At 75.3% G+C, this 16,593-nt stretch carries 14 protein-coding genes and 3 pseudogenes; 10 read left to right on the plus strand and 7 right to left on the minus strand.

Translation table 11 applies throughout. The features are described from left to right. The first annotated feature begins 1 nt into the window (after position 1). The gene (locus tag KPL57_RS07750; RefSeq protein ID WP_226351045.1) at positions 2–1,804 is read left to right on the plus strand and encodes an ABC transporter ATP-binding protein; all 1,803 of its coding nucleotides are present in this window, start codon (positions 2–4) and stop codon (positions 1,802–1,804) included. Between the two features lie 14 nt (positions 1,805–1,818). Here the strand turns inward: KPL57_RS07750 and mdlC are convergent. Together mdlC and KPL57_RS07760 are read right to left on the minus strand one after the other, a co-directional pair. Further along, positions 1,819–3,407 (minus strand): annotated as a pseudogene (gene mdlC / locus KPL57_RS07755) (benzoylformate decarboxylase). Positions 3,408–3,445: 38 nt separating this feature from the next. Further along, the gene (locus KPL57_RS07760) at positions 3,446–3,667 is read right to left on the minus strand and encodes a hypothetical protein (RefSeq protein ID WP_139318721.1); all 222 of its coding nucleotides are present in this window, start codon (positions 3,665–3,667) and stop codon (positions 3,446–3,448) included. A 198-nt stretch (positions 3,668–3,865) separates the two neighbouring features. On the opposite strand from KPL57_RS07760, the gene KPL57_RS07765 reads away from it, so the two are divergent. The 3 genes from KPL57_RS07765 (at position 3,866) to KPL57_RS66050 (ending at position 6,109) form a co-directional block, all read left to right on the plus strand. Next, on the plus strand, positions 3,866–4,783 hold the full coding sequence (locus KPL57_RS07765) for an MEDS domain-containing protein (protein WP_226351046.1): 918 nt from the start codon (positions 3,866–3,868) through the stop codon (positions 4,781–4,783). Between the two features lie 197 nt (positions 4,784–4,980). Next, positions 4,981–5,574, plus strand: coding sequence for an ISAs1 family transposase (locus KPL57_RS66045; RefSeq protein ID WP_308252817.1), 594 nt, complete (start codon positions 4,981–4,983; stop codon positions 5,572–5,574). Further along, entirely contained in the window at positions 5,495–6,109 is a 615-nt protein-coding gene (locus KPL57_RS66050) for an ISAs1 family transposase (protein WP_264197847.1), read from the plus strand. The genes KPL57_RS66045 and KPL57_RS66050 overlap by 80 nt, the downstream gene beginning before the upstream one ends. A 142-nt stretch (positions 6,110–6,251) precedes the next feature. On the opposite strand, the gene KPL57_RS07775 is transcribed toward KPL57_RS66050, so the two are convergent. Next, positions 6,252–7,019, minus strand: a complete 768-nt coding sequence (locus KPL57_RS07775) for a PIG-L deacetylase family protein (RefSeq protein ID WP_226351047.1) — start codon at positions 7,017–7,019, stop codon at positions 6,252–6,254. A gap of 107 nt (positions 7,020–7,126) precedes the next feature. Between KPL57_RS07775 and KPL57_RS07780 the strand changes: the two are divergent. Next, a pseudogene (locus KPL57_RS07780) lies at positions 7,127–8,326 on the plus strand (SGNH/GDSL hydrolase family protein). A 34-nt stretch (positions 8,327–8,360) separates the two neighbouring features. Here KPL57_RS07780 and KPL57_RS07785 read toward each other — a convergent pair. Next, entirely contained in the window at positions 8,361–8,501 is a 141-nt protein-coding gene (locus tag KPL57_RS07785) for a hypothetical protein (protein ID WP_226351048.1), read from the minus strand. Continuing rightward, positions 8,498–9,052 (minus strand): DUF308 domain-containing protein, encoded by a 555-nt coding sequence (locus KPL57_RS07790; protein ID WP_226351049.1) that lies wholly within the window; start codon positions 9,050–9,052, stop codon positions 8,498–8,500. Before KPL57_RS07790 ends, KPL57_RS07785 begins: the two co-directional genes overlap by 4 nt. 202 nt (positions 9,053–9,254) lie before the next feature. Here KPL57_RS07790 and KPL57_RS07795 point away from each other — a divergent pair, with 202 nt between their 5' ends. The 4 genes and pseudogenes from KPL57_RS07795 (at position 9,255) to KPL57_RS07810 (ending at position 14,315) form a co-directional block, all read left to right on the plus strand. Further along, positions 9,255–9,914, plus strand: a complete 660-nt coding sequence (locus KPL57_RS07795) for a maleylpyruvate isomerase family mycothiol-dependent enzyme (protein WP_226351093.1) — start codon at positions 9,255–9,257, stop codon at positions 9,912–9,914. A gap of 258 nt (positions 9,915–10,172) precedes the next feature. Further along, positions 10,173–11,267 (plus strand): annotated as a pseudogene (locus tag KPL57_RS07800) (proline dehydrogenase family protein); the annotation flags it as partial. 179 nt (positions 11,268–11,446) lie between these two features. After that, positions 11,447–13,426, plus strand: a complete 1,980-nt coding sequence (locus tag KPL57_RS07805; protein ID WP_226351050.1) for an aldehyde dehydrogenase family protein — start codon at positions 11,447–11,449, stop codon at positions 13,424–13,426. Between the two features lie 40 nt (positions 13,427–13,466). Further along, positions 13,467–14,315 carry a CBS domain-containing protein gene (locus tag KPL57_RS07810; protein WP_226351051.1) on the plus strand — a complete coding sequence of 283 codons (849 nt, stop codon included), beginning with the start codon at positions 13,467–13,469 and terminating at the stop codon, positions 14,313–14,315. Between the two features lie 7 nt (positions 14,316–14,322). Here the strand turns inward: KPL57_RS07810 and KPL57_RS07815 are convergent, their stop codons facing one another. Continuing rightward, on the minus strand, positions 14,323–14,634 hold the full coding sequence (locus tag KPL57_RS07815; protein WP_226351052.1) for a hypothetical protein: 312 nt from the start codon (positions 14,632–14,634) through the stop codon (positions 14,323–14,325). A gap of 190 nt (positions 14,635–14,824) precedes the next feature. On the opposite strand from KPL57_RS07815, the gene KPL57_RS07820 reads away from it, so the two are divergent. Then, the gene (locus tag KPL57_RS07820) at positions 14,825–15,502 is read left to right on the plus strand and encodes a class II aldolase/adducin family protein (RefSeq protein WP_226351053.1); all 678 of its coding nucleotides are present in this window, start codon (positions 14,825–14,827) and stop codon (positions 15,500–15,502) included. On the opposite strand, the gene mtnA is transcribed toward KPL57_RS07820, so the two are convergent. Then, a complete protein-coding gene (gene mtnA, locus KPL57_RS07825; RefSeq protein WP_226351054.1) occupies positions 15,420–16,475 on the minus strand; it encodes an S-methyl-5-thioribose-1-phosphate isomerase in 1,056 nt (351 codons plus the stop codon). The genes KPL57_RS07820 and mtnA overlap by 83 nt on opposite strands. Between the last annotated feature and the right edge of the window lie 118 nt (positions 16,476–16,593).

The following is a 16,593-nucleotide window of genomic DNA, read 5'->3' on the forward strand; positions in this document are numbered from 1 at the left end:
CTTGGACACCCGACCCCCGAACCGGCCCGGACGGCCGGACACCCGCACCGCCACCCCCGAGGAACGGGAGCAGGCGCGCGCGGTCTCGCTGCGCCGCATCGGCGCACTGTTCGCCCCGCACCGGGGCCCGCTCACGGTCGTCGTCGTGACGATCGTGGCGTCCTCGATCGTGGGAATGGCCTCGCCGTTCCTGCTCCGCGAGGTCATCGACGTCGCCCTGCCCGAGCGCGACGTCACCCTGCTCGCCTGGCTGGCCGCGGGCATGGTCGCGGTCGCCGCGGTCACCGCCGCCCTCGGCGTCGCCCAGACCTGGATCTCCACCCGCATCGGGCAGGAGGTCATGCACGGCCTGCGCACCGGCGTCTTCGCCCACCTGCAGCGCCAGAGCCTGGCGTTCTTCACCCGCACCCGCACCGGGGAGGTGCAGTCGCGGATCACCAACGACATCGGCGGCATGCAGTCGGTGGTCACCAGCACCGCCACCTCGGTCGCGTCGAACCTGACCACCACCGTCGCCACCCTGGTCGCGATGACCGCGTTGTCCTGGCAGCTCACCCTGGTGTCCCTGGTCGTGCTGCCCCCGGCGATCCTGCTGACCCGGCGGGTCGCCCGCACCCGCCGCGCGATCACCGCGGCCCAGCAGCGCGAGCTCGCCGACCTGAGCGTCGCGGTCGAGGAGAACCTGTCCGTCGACGGGATCGCCCTGTCCAAGACCCTGGGCAGTGGCCCGGAGCTGAGCCGCCGGTTCGCCGAGTCCTCGTCCCGGCTGATCGGGCTGGAGCTGCGCTCCCAGCTCGCCGGACGCTGGACGATGGCCGTCACCCAGGTCGTGTTCGCCGCCGTCCCGGCCGCCATCTACCTCGCCGCCGGGCTGCCGTTCGCCGCCGGGACGATGAGCATCGGCACCCTGGTGGCGTTCACCGCGCTGCAGGGCGGGCTGTTCCGCCCGGTCATGGGCATGCTGAGCGTCGGCGTGCAGATCGTCGCCTCGCTGGCGCTGTTCGAGCGGATCTTCTCCTACCTCGACCTGACCACCGACGTGCCCGAGCCCGAGCACCCCGTCGCCGTCGACCACGACCGCGTCCGCGGGCACGTGCGGATCGAGGGCGTCACCTTCGTCTACCCGGGCAGCGACGCCGCCGCCGTCGCCGGCATCGACCTCGACGTCCCCGCCGGCACCACGCTGGCCCTGGTCGGGGAGACCGGGTCGGGCAAGACCACCCTGGCCGGGCTCGTGTCCCGGCTGCACGACCCGACCGCGGGCCGGGTGACCATCGACGGGATCGACCTGCGCGACATGGCCGCGGCCGACCTGACCCGGATCGTCGGCGTCGTCGGGCAGGACACCTACCTGTTGCACGCCACCGTGCGGGAGAACCTGCGCCACGCCCGCCCGGACGCCACCGACGCCGAGATCGAGGCCGCCGCCCGCGCCGCGCAGGTCCACGACCTGATCGTCTCGCTGCCCGAGGGCTACGACACCGTCGTCGGCTCACGCGGGCACCGGTTCTCCGGCGGGGAGAAGCAGCGGATCGCGATCGCCCGCACGCTGCTGCGCGACCCGAAGGTGCTGGTCCTCGACGAGGCCACCAGTGCGCTGGACACCCGTACCGAGCGGGCGGTGCAGGCCGCGTTCGACGCGCTGGCCCACGGCCGCACGACGATCACCATCGCGCACCGGCTCACGACCGTGCGCGACGCCGACCGGATCGCCGTCGTCGACCACGGCCGGATCGTCGAGTCCGGCAGCCATGACGAGCTGCTCGCCGACGCGGGCCGCTACGCCGCGCTCGCCGCGGTGTGAGGGACGGCGCCGGCCTACGCCACGCCCGGCGCCGTCACGACCTCGATGAGCCGGGGGCCGTCGTCGGCGAAGGCCTCCTTCAGCGCCGCCGCGGCGGAGGCGGCGTCCCGCACCGACACCGCGGGCACGCCGTAGCCCTCGGAGATCCGCACGAAGTCGATCCGGGGACGTCCAGGCCCGGTGTCTCCCCGGTGCCCAGCAGCTCGGCGAAGCCGCGCAACGCACCGTAGGTCCCGTTGCGCAGGATCACGACGACCACCGGCACCCGGTACTGCGCCGCCGTCCAGAGCGCGGTGATGCCGTAGTTGGCGGACCCGTCGCCGACGAGTGCGACCACCCGGCGCGCGTCGCCGTGCGCCAGCTGCGCGCCGACGGCGGCGGGCAGCCCGAACCCGAGACCGCCGGACGCGGGGAACAGGTAGCTGCCCGGCTCGGTCAGGTCGGCCTGGGTGACGAAGTCGTCGATCGTCGAGGTGGACTCGCACACGTGCACGGTCCCGGCCGGCGCCGCGTCGCGGACCAGCGCGAACAGCTGCTGCGGCGGGACGTGGTCCGCGGCGCCCTGCGGGGCGGGCGGTGCGGGCCGGGGCGGCAGCGGCGCCCGCCCCGAGGCGGGCACCCGCCCGGCGAGCGCGGCCAGCGCCGGACCGACCGGGCCGACCCAGGCCTCGCCCATCGGGGCCCGCGCGGCCTCGGCCGGATCAGCGGTCAGGTGCAGCAGCCGGGAGCCCGCCGGCAGCAGGTCACCGGGGACCCACTGGTGGTAGCGGAACACCGGCGCACCCGCGACGAGCACGACGTCGTGCCCGGCCAGCCGGTCGGACACGTCGCGCACCGACGCCGGGAGGATCCCGCGGAACGCCGGGTGCCGGGTCGGGAACGGACACCGCGACGCCGACGGCGCGATCCACACCGGGCAGGCGAGCCGCTCGGCCAGGGCGACGGCGTGGCCGTTCGCCCGGTCCGCGTCGACCTGCGGACCCAGCACCAGGACCGGGTTCGCCGCCCCGGCCAGTGCCCCGGCCAGCTCGGCGACCGCCCGTTCACCCAGCTGGGCGGCGGTGGTCGTGCGTCGCGACGGCAGGTGCGCGGCGTCCGGGCCGGCCTCGCGGGACCAGTCGTCGTAGGGGATCGAGAGGTAGACCGGGCCCCGTGGCGCCAGCAGCGCGGTGTGCACCGCCTGGGACAGCGCCCGCGGGACGTCCTGGGCCGACGCGGGCTCGGCGGAGTACTTGACCAGCGGACGCGGCAGGGCGGCCGCGTCCACATTGGTCAGCATGACCTCCTGGCCGACGGTGGACCGCACCTGTTGGCCCGCGGTGAGCACGAGCGGGGAGTGGGAGTAGACGGCGTTGGTGAGCGCGCCCATCGCGTTGCCCGACCCGGACGCCGCGTGCAGGTTGACCAGGGCCGGGCCGCCGGAGGCCAGGGCGTAGCCGTCGGCCATGCCCAGCACCGCGCCCTCGTGCAGACCCAGCACGTAGCGCACCCCGTCGGGCATCGCCGCCAGGAAGGGCAGCTCATTGGAGCCGGGGTTGCCGAACACGGTGTCGATGCCGTGGGCGGTCAGCACCTGCCAGCCGGCTTCACCGACGGTCGTCATGGGGCTCCTCGGGTCGCGGAACCCCACCGTAGGTCGCCTCAGCGGCGCGCGGCGACCCGCTCGTCGTGGGCACTGCGGCGCAGGTGGGCGACGACCAGCGGCCGGACGGCCAGCGCGGCGGCGGCCAGGACCAGGGTGACGGAGGTGGGGGCCAGCGACACCGAGACGATCGTGGCGACGGCCAGCAGGACCATCAGCACCCCGGCGAGCACGACCGCGCGCACCTCGGTCGTCCGCGACTGCGGAGCGGCTCGGAACATGGCGTCCACCTCCTGGTCGGCGCCCGTGCCACCGACTCGCACAGTACGCCCCGAACCCTGGAGTTCGGTCCGGCTAACTCTACGCCTCGGCGCGCCTGAACAACAGCGTCGGGTCGCCACGGGATCGGTGATCACCTATCGTGCACGCAGCGTCACGCCCGCCGGGGGACCGAGGGGACGCCATGACGGGGGTGATGTGTGACCGCACCGGTACGGGTCCCGCACCGACACGTGCTGACCGTGCCGGTCAGCGATGAGCAGCTCGCCGAGGACGTCGCCGCGTTCCTGGCCGAGGGGCTCGCGGCGGGGGAGCGGGTCGTCTACCTCGACGACGACACCGCAGGTCTGGTCCTCTCCCGCCTGACCGACGACGGCGTCGACGTCACCGGCCCGCTGCGTTCCGGGCAGTTCCGGCTCGTCCCGGGCGAGGTCACCCGCGCCGCCCTGCGCGGCCCGCTCGAGGAGCTGACCGGGCTGGTGGCGCACCACCTCACCTCCGCCCTGGACGACGGCTGGGCGGGGCTGCGGGTCAGCGGCCAGACCGACCACGGCCTGCGCCGGCCCGGCGGGCAGGTGCTCGACGAGTACGACCGCAGGCTCGACGACGCCGTCCGCGACCAGCCGCTGCGCGTGCTGTGCGTCTACGACCACCTGCGCTACCCCGACGATCTCATCGCGACGATGCGCGCCCGGCACCCCGCCGAGCTGACCGCCACCCCGCTCCACGACGACAGCCTGCTGCGCGTCACCGAGACCGGGCCGGCCCGGATCCGGCTGGCCGGCGAGGTCGACCACGCCAACCGCCCCCAGGTCCGCCGCGTGCTGGCCGGACTGATCGACCAGGTCGTGCGCGGCGACGTCGGGGAGGGCACGCTGACCGCGGACCTGTCCGCGCTGCGGTTCGTCGACGTCGCCGGTGCGGTCAGCCTCGTGCACGCCGCCGACGAGCTCCCGGCCAGTGTGCGGCTGCAGCTGGTGAACCTCCGCCCCGGCGTGGCCCGGCTCCTCGAACGCTGCGGTGCGGGGTTCGCCCCGCAGCTGGAGATGAGCATCCGCGAGCGGCACGCCCTGCGCCCCGCCCAGGGCCCCGGCAAAGTCGTGATGGGTGGGTCCTGAGCTGCGGTGATGTGGGGGGTGGGGGTGGGTGCGGACACAGGCTTGGCGTGATCATGAGGGTGTCGAATCCTTGCTCACGTCAGGAAGCCTGTGTCCGCAGTGTCAGTGTCTCCGATCGTTGCTGCTCTGGAAGGCCTGGAGGTCGGTCCTGACGCGGGGAGAGCCGCGCCGGTCGTGAGGCGGCGGGGTTGTCGCTGGTGGAGGCCCTGTCGCGAGTGCCGGACCCGCGGAAACCACGCGGTGTCCGCCACGGTGTCCTCGCGGTGTTGCTACTGGGGGCGTGCGCGGTGTTGGCGGGGGCCCGGTCGTTCACCGCGATCGCCGAGTACGCCCATGACGTCGGCCGCGCCGTGCTGGACGTGCTCGGGGTGGGCGCGGTCGCTCCGCACGAGTCGACCATCCGCCGGGTCCTGCAACGGGTCGACGCCTCGGCGCTGGAGGCGGCGTTGCAGTCCTGGGTGTTGCCCCAGCTCAGCGCCCAGCCGGCCCCGGAGGGCACACCCCGGCGAGAACAGCGCCGCGTGCTGGCCTTGGACGGCAAGACCCTGCGCGGCGCCCGCGTCCGTGCCGCCGACGGCAGGGTCTGGCTCCCGCATCTGGTGTCGGTGCTCGACCAGACCAGCGGTGGCGTGCTCGGCCAGGTTCAGGTCGCAGAGAAGGGCAGCGAGATCACCGCGTTCACCGCGCTGCTCGACCCCCTCGACCTCGACGATGTACTGGTCACCGCGGACGCTCTGCACACCCAGCGAGCCCACGCCGACTACCTACACCGCCGCGGCGGGACTACCTGATGACGATCAAAGCGAACCAGCCCACGCTGCTGGCACGGGTACGGGCCTGCCCTGGACCCAGATCGGCGTCGCTGATCGTCAACGCGGGCGTGGGCACGGCCGCGTCGAGACCCGCACGATCAGCGTGGTCAGCCTGCACCCCTGTCCCGACCTGGGCGCAGAGTTCTTCCCCCACGCATCCCAGGCGATCAAGCTGGTGCGCCGGCGTCGCCCACTGCGGCCTGGCGGGAAGTGGAGAACCGAGACCGCCTACGCGATCACCAGCCTGACCAGCACCGACGCCGATCCAGGACTGCTCGCCCGCTGGATCCGTGGGCACTGGTCGATCGAGAATCGCCTGCACTGGGTCCGTGATGTCTGCTTCGACGAAGACCGCGCCACCGCCCACACCGGTCACGCCCCGCAGGTCATGTCGGCGTTGCGGAACCTCGCGATCACCGCGCTACGCCTGCACGGCGTCAGCAACATCGCCGCAGCACTCCGCCACCACGCCCGCGACCCCCATCGACCACTGACCACCTACAAGATCATCTAGCGACTTTGCCGGGGCCCTGGCGCCCCGCCGAGGCGCTGGACCTCGCGGCGGGCGCGGCCCAGCGAGCGGACCGGTCCACGCCCGGCGCCGACACCGCGGCCGCGATCTGACCGACCGGCCCGGGCCCCGGGATCCGGTGGCCTCAGCGCGTGTCGAGTGCGTGGAAGGACTCCACGAGCCGCCCGGGCGGGAACCCGGCCCGCTTCGCCAGCGACGCGGACCACTGCCCGATCATGTCCTCCAGGTCGGTCATGTGGGCGGTCTGGCTCTCGTGCGCGCGCAGCGCCGCGATCTTCACGTCGATGGTGTCGGTGATGTCGACGTGCCGCGCCCCCTCCGGGTCGTCGGCCGGGGCCGGGCCCATGATCCACACCTCGCCGACCGTGTGCGCCTCGTACCCGGCCTCGGCCAGCTCGGGGAAGGCGTAGGGATTGCGCGCGTCGGGGTAGACCGCGCACAGGGCGGCCTCGCCGGTCGCGGTGTGGTCGGGGTGGCTGCCGTACATGCTGCGCAGGTCGCGCACCGGCTGCGGCACGAGGACCCGGTCCGGGCGGACCTGCCGGATCACCCGCGCCAGGTCGCGGCGCAGCTCCAGGGTGACGGTCAGCCGCCCGTCGGGGTGGCCGAGGAACACCAGGTCGGAGACGCCCACCACGGCGGCCGCGGCGGTCTGCTCGGCCCGGCGGATGCCCGCGATGTCGCTGCGCGGCACGGCGGGGTCGAACCCGCCCGCGTCGCCGTCGGTCACCAGGCAGTAGGTCACCGCGACGCCGGCCGCGGTCCACACCGCGACGGTGCCGCTGCAGGAGAAGTCGATGTCGTCGGGGTGCGCGGCGATCACCAGCACGCGCTCCACCCCCGTGTGCGCGCGGTCGTCGGCCGCCGTGCGCTCGTCCTCGGTCGCAGTCACCCGGTCATCCTGGGTCACGCGCCCGGGGCGGTCACCGGCAGGACCCCTCCACGGGCGCCGTCCGATTCCGGGATGAACGTCGGCCGCGTGCGTGCCAGGCTGCCGGAGTGATCACCACCCCGATCGGGCCCGAGCTGCTGCACGGCGTCCTCGACGCCGTCGACGGCGAGCGGGGCCTGCTCCCGCAGCGGCTCCCCGCCCCCGCCCGCCCCCGCCCGCCCCCGCCCGCGCCCGCAACGGCGACCCGCAGCTGGCCGGGGCGCAGAGCCAGCCGTCCGGGGTCCGTGTCGTGTTCCGCACCGCCGCGCGGACGGTCGAGCTGGAGACCCTGCGCACCCGGGTCGGGCTCGTCGGAGCCCCGCTACGGCCCGACGGCGCCTACGACCTGCTCGTCGACGGCCGGCCGATGGGCAGTGCCACGACCTCCGGCGGGAAGCTCCTCATGACCGACCCGGCGACCGGACAGGTCACGGTCACCGACGGCGCGCCCGGCCCGGTGCGGTTCACCCTGCCCGGCCACGACACGCTCGTCGAGATCTGGCTGCCGCACAACGAGATCACCGAGGTCGTCGCGCTGCGCACCGACGCGCCGGTCGCCGTCGTCCCGCCCGGTGGGCGCCCGGTGTGGCTGCACCACGGGAGCTCGATCAGCCAGGGCAGCAACGCCGCGGGCCCCAGCACCACCTGGCCGGCGCTCGCCGCCCGCACCGCCGGCGTCGAGCTGGTCAACCTGGGGTTCTCCGGCAGCGCGATGCTGGACCCGTTCGTCGCCCGCGCGCTGCGCGACACCCCGGCCGCGATGATCAGCGTCAAGATCGGGATCAACATCGTCAACGCCGACCTCATGCGCCGGCGCGCCTTCGCCCCCGCCGTGCACGGGTTCCTCGACACGATCCGCGACGGGCACCCGGACACCCCGCTGCTGGTGGTGTCGCCGGTGCTGTGCCCGATCCACGAGCACACCCCGGGCCCGGGGCGCCGGAGGTCGTCGACGGGCGGCTGCTGTTCCGCGCGACCGGCGACCCGGCCGGGTCGCGGCGGGGCAGCTGACGCTGTCGGTGATCCGCGAGGAGCTGGCCCGGATCGTGGCCGACCGCACCCCGGAGGACCCGGCACTGGCCGCCCTCGACGGCCGGGAGCTCTACGGCGAGGACGACGCGGCCGAGCTGCCGCTGCCCGACCGGCTGCACCCGTGTCCGGAGGCGCACGTGCGGATGGGGGAGCGGTTCGCCCGGCTGGCGTTCGGTGCGGGGGGTGCGTTCCACGCGGCGGCGCGTTCCACACCGCGAACCGCGGGCCCCGCCTGACCGGTGACCGGCCGGGGGGCCCGCGGGAACGGGCTCAGTTGCCGTCCTGGTCCAACTGCCCCTCGAGGCGGCCCTCGAAGTCCTGCTGGCACTGCGCGATCGCGGACTGGTCGTCGCCGGCCTGCTGCACACAGCTGACGTACTCGCTGCCGCCGACCTGGTTGAACACGCTCACGCCGAACGCGACGACGGCGATCGCGATGACGATGCCGACGACGCCGAGGACGAGCCCGGCGATCGCGACACCGCGGTTGGTGGCGGCGCCCTTGGACGCCCGGCTGATCCCGAGATGCCCAGCGCGACGGCGACGACACCGAACAGGGCGCCGATCAGGAAGAACCCGAGCAGCACGGCCAGGATGCCGAGCACCAGCGCGGCGATCCCGACGCCGTTGCGCGGTGGGGTCGCCGGCGCCCCGCCCTGCGGCCACCCCGGGGGCCCGGCGGCCGGTCGGTCCGGGTAGGCGGCCTGCTCGTGGCCCTGCGCGCCGTAGGGCTGCTGGCCGTACTGCTGGTCACCGTACTGCTGCTGGCCGTAGGGCTGTTGCCCGTACGGCTGCTGGCCGTACTGCTGCTGACCCTGCTGCTGTCCGCCGTAGGGCTGGGCGCCGGGGTGCTCGCCGTGGGGCTGCCCGTCGTAGGGCTGGTTCTGCCGGGTCGGCTGGTCCAGGTTGTTCGGGTCCTGCGGGTCCCCGGGCTGACCCGGGTACGGGGGTGGGCTGCTCACGCTCGTCCTCTCCTCACCGACGCACCGGGTGGTCCCCGATGCCGGCGGTGTCGTCCGGCGGAGTCGCCGTGACCGTCCTCGCCGTCGTGTCCGGTTCGATGATCCCCAGGTGCCCGTGTCCGGTCCAGGCAAAACACCCAGGGGAGCGGCGCGGAGACCCCGGTCGTGATGGGATCGGTGCCCGTGAGCGGCAATCGACGAGATCGAGGAGTGGGCCCGGGCGCAGCGCCGGGTCGTCGACCTGGTGCGGGACCTGCCACCCGAGCGCACGGAGCTGACCGTCCCGGCCTGCCCGGACTGGACGGTGCGCGACCTGTTCTCGCACATGGTCGGTCTGGGTGCCGACGTGGTGCGCGGCGCCGAGCCCGACGACCACAACGAGGAGTGGACGAGCCGGCAGGTGCGGGAGCGGCGCGACCACGACATGGCCGCACTCGTCGCGGAGTGGGAGTCGCTGACCGGCCCGCTGCGCGACTGGATGGCGGCGAACACCACCCGCCCGCTCGGCGACGTGATCATCCACGAGCAGGACCTGCGCGGTGCGCTGCGCGAGCCCGGCGGGCAGCACACCCCCGGCCTCTACGCGGTCATGGACCGGTTCCTGGGCCGGTTCGCCGCCGCGCTCGGCGACCGGGCACCGATCGCGCTGATCGGCGACGGCCGCCGCTGGGTGTCTGCCGGCGACGAGGCGGGGGCCGCGGTCGTCGTGCGGGCCCCCGACTTCGAGCTGGCCAGGGCCCTGATGACCCGCCGGTCGGCGGCGCAGCTGCGGGCCTGGACCGAGCGCGGTGACGTCGAGCCGTACCTGGATGCGTTCGCCCTGCTCGGGCCGTTGCCCGACACCGACCTCACCGAGTCCTGACCGCGGTCGTCACCGAAGGGGCCGGCACCGGCCGGCGCCGGTCAGCGCCGGTCAGTACCGTCGACGTGACACGGTCCTGACAGTGGGTCCAGACTGGGCCGGTGAGCGTGCACCCCACCCACCCCGTCCCCGCCCTCGACGACGCGCTGACCGCGCGCGCCGTCGACCGTGTGCGCCGCTGGACCGAGCGCACCGGCACCTCCCCCGTCCACCGGCCCCGGCCGCGGTACCGACCCGACGCAGCGGCTGGCCGCGTTGATGCACGACCCCGCCGGGGTCGACTTCACCCTCCGCTTCGTCGACCGCGTGGCCCGTCCCGCCGACGACCGGGTCGCGGCCCGCGAGCTGGCCCGGCTCGCCGGGGCGGGCGCCGCACTGCCGGCGTTCGTCGCCGGTACCGACCGGCTGCTGCTGCGGGCCGGCGGCCGGCTGGCGACGGCGCTGCCGCACGTCGTCGTGCCCGCGGCGCGGTCGCGGCTGCGCAGCCTGGTCGGGCACCTGATCGTCGACGCCGGCGGGCGGGGCCTGGACCGGCGGCTCGCCGCGGCCCGCCGCGACGGACACCGGCTGAACCTGAACCTGCTCGGCGAGGCGGTCCTCGGCCGCGACGAGGCCGACCGTCGCCTCGCCCGCACGATCGCGCTGGTGCGCCGGCCGGGCGTCGACCACGTCTCGGTGAAGGCGTCCTCGGTCGTCGCTCAGCTCGTGCCGTGGGACCTCGGGGGCAGCCGGGACCTGCTCGTGGACCGGCTGCTGCCGCTCTACCGGGCCGCCCGCGAGCACAGCGTGTTCGTGAACCTCGACATGGAGGAGTACAAGGACCTCCACCTGACCATCGCGCTGTTCACGACGCTGCTGGCACGCCCGGAGTTCCACGACCTGCCCGCTGGCATCGTCCTGCAGGCCTACCTGCCCGACTCCGTCGCCGCGCTCGACGAGCTCGGGGAGTTCGCCACCCGCCGCGCCGCCGCGGGCGGAGCCCCGATCAAGGTGCGTCTGGTGAAGGGCGCGAACCTGGCCATGGAACGGGTCGACGCCGAGCTGCACGACTGGCCGCAGGCCCCCTACGCCACCAAGGCCGAGGTCGACGCCAACTACGTCCGGCTCCTCGACCGCGGCATCGGTGGTCCGCACGCCGACGGGATGCGCCTGGGCATCGCGTCGCACCACCTCCACCACGTCGCGCTCGCCCTGGAACTGGCCGAGGCCCGCGGTGCCCGGCCCCAGCTGGACCTGGAGATGCTGCAGGGCATGGCACCCGCGTTCGCCGACGCCGTCGCGGGCGACCTGCCCGAGTCCGGACCGGGCTCGCAGCTGGTGCTCTACACCCCCGTCGTGCACCGCGGTGACTTCGACACCGCGGTGTCCTACCTGGTCCGACGGCTGGAGGAGAACGCCTCGCCGGAGGGTACCTGTACACACTGTTCGCCCCCGACTCCGGCGGCCCGGCGAGCTACCAGGAGCGGTTCCTCGCCTCGGTACGCGACCGCGACGCCGTCGCCGCCACCCCGCGCCGCACCCAGGACCGCACCGTGTCCGCGCCGGTCGGTACCGACGGCCCGCTGCCGGGGGACCCCGTGCCGCCCGGGTTCCGCGCCGAGCCCGACACCGACCCGTCGCTGCCCGCGAACCGCGAGTGGGCCCGCCGCGCCGCGACGACCGTCGTCGCGCGCTCGGAGGTCCCGGTCGTCACCGACCCGGCCGCGGTCGACGCCGCGGTCGAGCGTGCCCGCACCTGCGGCTGGCGCGAGGTCCCCGCCGCGGAGCGGGCCGCGACGCTGCGCCGCGCCGCCCGCGCACTGGCCGCCGCCCGCGGGACGCTGCTGTCGGTGATGCTGCACGAGGCGGGCAAGACCGTCGCCGAGGCCGATCCCGAGATCTCCGAGGCCGTCGACTTCGCCGCCTACTACGCCGAGCGCGCCGCCGAGCTCGACGGCGCCGTGTTCACCCCGGACCGGGTCGTGGCGGTGACCCCGCCCTGGAACTTCCCGGTCGCGATCCCGCTCGGCGGCTGCCTGGCCGCGCTCGCCGCCGGCGCCCCTGTGCTGCTCAAGCCCGCCCCGCAGGTCCGCGCGTGCGCCGAGGCGGGGGTGGCCGCGCTGCACCGCGGCGGGATCCCGCGCGACGCGCTGCAGCTGCTGCCCACCGACGAGGCCGACGCCGGACGCCGGCTCGTCACCCACCCCGCGATCGACCGGGTCGTGCTGACCGGCTCCTCGGAGACCGCCGCGCTGTTCCGCTCCTGGCGGCCCGACCTGAACCTCCTCGCGGAGACCAGCGGCAAGAACGCGCTGGTCATCACCCCCGCCGCCGACCCGGACCTCGCCGTCGCCGACCTCGTGCGCTCGGCGTTCGGCCACGCCGGGCAGAAGTGCTCCGCGGCGTCGCTGGCCATCCTGGTCGGTCCGGCCGCGACCGGCTCGGCCGTCGGGAGGCGGCTGCGCCGTCAGCTCGTCGACGCCGTCAGCACCCTGCGCGTCGGCCCCGGCACCGACCTCGCGACGACCATGGGCCCGCTGATCGAGGCGCCCTCGGCGAAGCTGCACCGCGCGCTCACCACGCTGGAGCCGGGGGAGCGGTGGCTGGTGCGTCCACGCCGGATCTCCGAGACGGCGTGGACGCCGGGCGTGCGGGCCTGGGTCTCGCCGGGCAGCTGGTTCCACCGCACCGAGTGCTTCGGCCCGGTGCTCGGCCTGATGGCCGCCCGCGACCTCGACGAGGCGATCGCCTGGCAGAACGACACCGGCTTCGGTCTCACCGGCGGCATCCACTCCCTCGACGACGACGAGATCGCGCACTGGCTCGACCGCGTCGAGGTCGGCAACGCCTACGTCAACCGGCACATCACCGGCGCGATCGTGCAGCGCCAGTCCTTCGGCGGCTGGAAGGGCTCGGTGCTGGGCCCGGGCGCCAAGCCCGGCGGACCGAACTACGTCGCCCAGTTCGGCACCTGGCACGATGGCGACCTCCCCGCACCGGGCCCGACCTCCGGCCCGGCCGCCGACCGCGTGCTGGCCGCCGCGGCCGACCTGGACCCGGCCGCCCGCGACCGTCTCGCCCGCGCCGCCGCCTCCGACGCCCGCGCGTGGGACACCGAGTTCGGGGTCGAGCACGACCCGACCGGGCTGGCCGCGGAGTCCAACGTGTTCCGCTACCGGCCCGCCCCGTCGGCGACGCTGTGGTGCGGCACCGGCACCGCCCGCGCCGACGTCCTGCGGGTGCTGCTCGCCGCGGCCACGGCGGGGGTGCCGGTACGGCTGCACGGGCCGGGGATCCCGCCGGGCGAGGTCCCCGGCGGGGTGCACGGCGGCGACGACCTCGTCCCCGTCGCGGGCGAGCGGATCCGGGCCCTGGGCACCGTGCCCGAGGGTCTGCGGGCGGCCGCCGCCGATGTGGGCGCCTCCGTCGTGGACACCCCGGTGGTGCTCGACGGCCGCCGGGAGATGCTCACCGTGCTGCGCGAGCAGGCGGTCAGTCGCACCCGGCACCGGTTCGGCCACCTCGAACGGTGAACGATGGCGGACGCGACGCCGCCGTGGTTACGGTGCGTCCATGGTGGTGCGTGCTCGTGATGTCATGACCGAACGCGTCGTCACGATCTGGGCGGACGCACCGCTGGCGCGGGCGCAGGAGCGGATGGCCGAGTCCCGGTTCTCGGCCCTGCCCGTCGTCGACCGCCGGTTCTCCCTGGTCGGGGTGATCTCGCTGGTGGACGTGCTGCGGCACCGCGACGACCCGCACGCCGTCGTCGGCGACGCGATGACCGAGCAGGTCGTGTCGGTGCTCCCGACGACGAACGTCTCGATCGTCGCGCACCGGATGCGCGTCTACGGCGAGCTGCGGCTCGTCCCGGTCGTCGACAAGGGCATCCTGGTCGGCGTGATCACCCGCAGCGACCTGCTGCGGCACCGGCACTCCGGGGGACGGCTGCGGCGAACCGCCCGCCGGATCGGCGGTGTCCTCCCGGTCGCACCGCTGCCCGAGGCGATGGCCCCGCGCGGGGCCGGCCGGGTCGGCGGCCGGCCGACGTCGTCGCTGCGGGTCTCGGACGTGATGACCGACGGCGGGCTGGTCGCGATCCCGCCGGAGCTGGCCCTCGACGAGACCGCCGAGGTGCTGCTGTCCTACCGGTTCACCGCCGTCCCGGTCGTCGACGACCGGGACCACCTGCTGGGCATCGTCTCCGAGGCCGACCTCATGCACGGCTCCCTGGACGGAGGCCGGCGGCTGCGGGCCCGCACCGTGTCGGAGGTGATGACCCGCGACGTCGAGACGGTGCAGCCGGACGACCCGCTCACCGACGCCGAGGACCTGCTGTCCCGGCGCGGGTTCCGGGTCGTCCCGGTCGTCGATGCCGACGACGTGCTGGTCGGGGTGCTCAGCCGCAGCGACCTGCTCTGACCCGCGGTCAGGCCCCCGCCACAGGGGCGGTGGGCGCGGCCGGTGTGGCCGGTGCGCGGACGGCGTCGCACTCCTGGGCTGCCTTGGTGACCAGGGCCGAGAACGCCACCGGGTCCGCCAGCGACTGCGCCGGCAGTGCCCCGAAGTCCAGGTACTTCTGCAGACAGACCAGCTGCGCGGCCTGGTCGGCCGGGGTCAGCGGCGGCTCGGTGGTCGGGGCGGGCTGCGCCGACGCGGTCCCGGCGGTCACGGCGGCCAGTGCGAGTGCGGCGGCGACGGCGCCTGCCGCGGTGGTGGCGGCACGCAGGGCGGTCCTCACGATGTGCTCGCTTCCTGCGCCGGGAACCGGCGCGGTCGGGGTCCTACCGCCCTCCGCGTGGCGTCCCGGCCCGGCCGGTGTCCGCGGTGCGACGATCGTGCGGCCCCGCGGCCACCCGGCGCGCCCCGACGGGAGCGGATCGACCCGGAGGTGTGACCCTCGGTCGGGGTGGGCGTGGGATCGTGGCGGGGTGCCCCACGACCACACCCCCGCCCGCGAGCTGCTGTGCACGTGGTCCCGCCGGATGGTCCGCGACGGCCTGGTCGTCGGCACCTCGGGGAACCTGTCGCTGCGCACCGGCGACCTGATCGCGGTCACCCCGTCCGGAGTGGACTACGAGACGATGACGGCGGCGGACGTCGTGCTCGTCGACGGGGCGGGCACGGTCGTCGCGGGCACCCGGGAGCCGACCAGCGAGCTGGGGCTGCACGTGGCCGCGCAGGCCCGGCCGGGGACGGGCGCCGTCGTCCACACCCACTCCACGGCGGCGGTCGCCCTGTCGACGCTGTCCGACCACGTCCCGGCCGTGCACTACCAGCTCGCGATGTTCGGCGAGGGCGTGCGGGTGTCGGAGTACGCGCCGTTCGGCAGCCCCGAGCTGGTCGAGAACGCACTCGCAGCGCTGGGGGAGTCCACCGCCGTCGTCCTCGGCAACCACGGCACGCTGGTGCTCGGCGACACCCTCGGTGCCGCCTACGACGGCGCCCGCCAGCTGGAGTGGCTCTGCGACGTCTGGCTGCGCGCCCGCGCCGTCGGCGAGCCGCGGCTGCTGCCCGACGCCGAGATCAGCGCGGTGCGCCGGCGGTTCGCCGCCCAGCGGGCGAGGGTGCGGGCGACGACCCCGGCCCCCACGCCCGCTCCTCGGTGACGATCGCGGTCACCAGGTCGAACGGCGTCACGTCGAACGCCGGATTGTAGACCGGGGTCCCCGGCAGGGTGAGCAGGGTGCCGCCGTGCTCGCGGACCTCGTCGGCCCCCCGCTGCTCGACGACGATGTCCGCGCCGGTCGGGGTGTGCGGGTCGATCGTCTCCTCCGGCGCGACCACCACGAACGGGACCCCGGACCGGGCCGCGGCGCAGGCCAGCATGTAGGTCCCGATCTTGTTCGCGACGTCGCCGTTGGCCGCGATCCGGTCGGCCCCGACGAACACCGCGTCGACCAGTCCCGAGGCGATCGCCGCGGGGCCCGCCGAGTCGACGCACAGCCGGTGCGGCGCCCCGGCCGCCGCCAGCTCCCACACGGTCAGCCGCGCACCCTGCAGCAGCGGGCGCGTCTCGCAGGCCAGCACCTCGGCCAGCGCGCCGCGCTCGTGCAGCCGCAGGATCGCCCCCAGCGCGGTGCCGCCGTCGCCGGTGGCCAGCGGGCCGGTGTTGCACACGGTCAGCGCCCGCAGCGGACGGTCCGGGCACAGCTCCTGCGCCAGGTCAGCGGCCCGGCCGGTCGCCGCGGCGTTGACCCGGGCGGCCTCCGCGGCCACCGCCCGTGCCCGTGCCAGCACCGCGGCCGGACCGCCGTCGAGCGCCTCCAGGGCACTCGCGACCCCCAGCCCCAGCGGGACGGCGGTGGGCCGGGCGACCGCGATCCGCTCGGCCGCGGCCCGCACCGCGGCGACGGCGACCGGCGTCGCGGTGCCGTGCAGGTGCGCGGCCAGCGCGACCCCGTAGGCGCCGGTGATGCCCAGGCTCGGGGCGCCGCGCACGGCCAGCGACCGGATCGCCTCGATCAGCTCGTCGACGGTGCGCAGGTACAGGTGCCGGGTCGCGGCGGGCAGCGCGCGCTGGTCCAGCAGGACCACCGCCGGGCCGCCCTCGTCGTCGCCGGCCCAGTCCACGATCCGCATCCGCCCCCACCCTCCCGGGCATCCGCCCTCGGGTGCCCGGCAGAACCTATCGCGGTGCCGGAGACGACCGGGGCCGACTGCGGCCCCGGTCACGGCGGGCACTCACCGCCCGGGCGGG

It is taken from the genome of Pseudonocardia sp. ICBG601 (genome assembly GCF_020496245.1).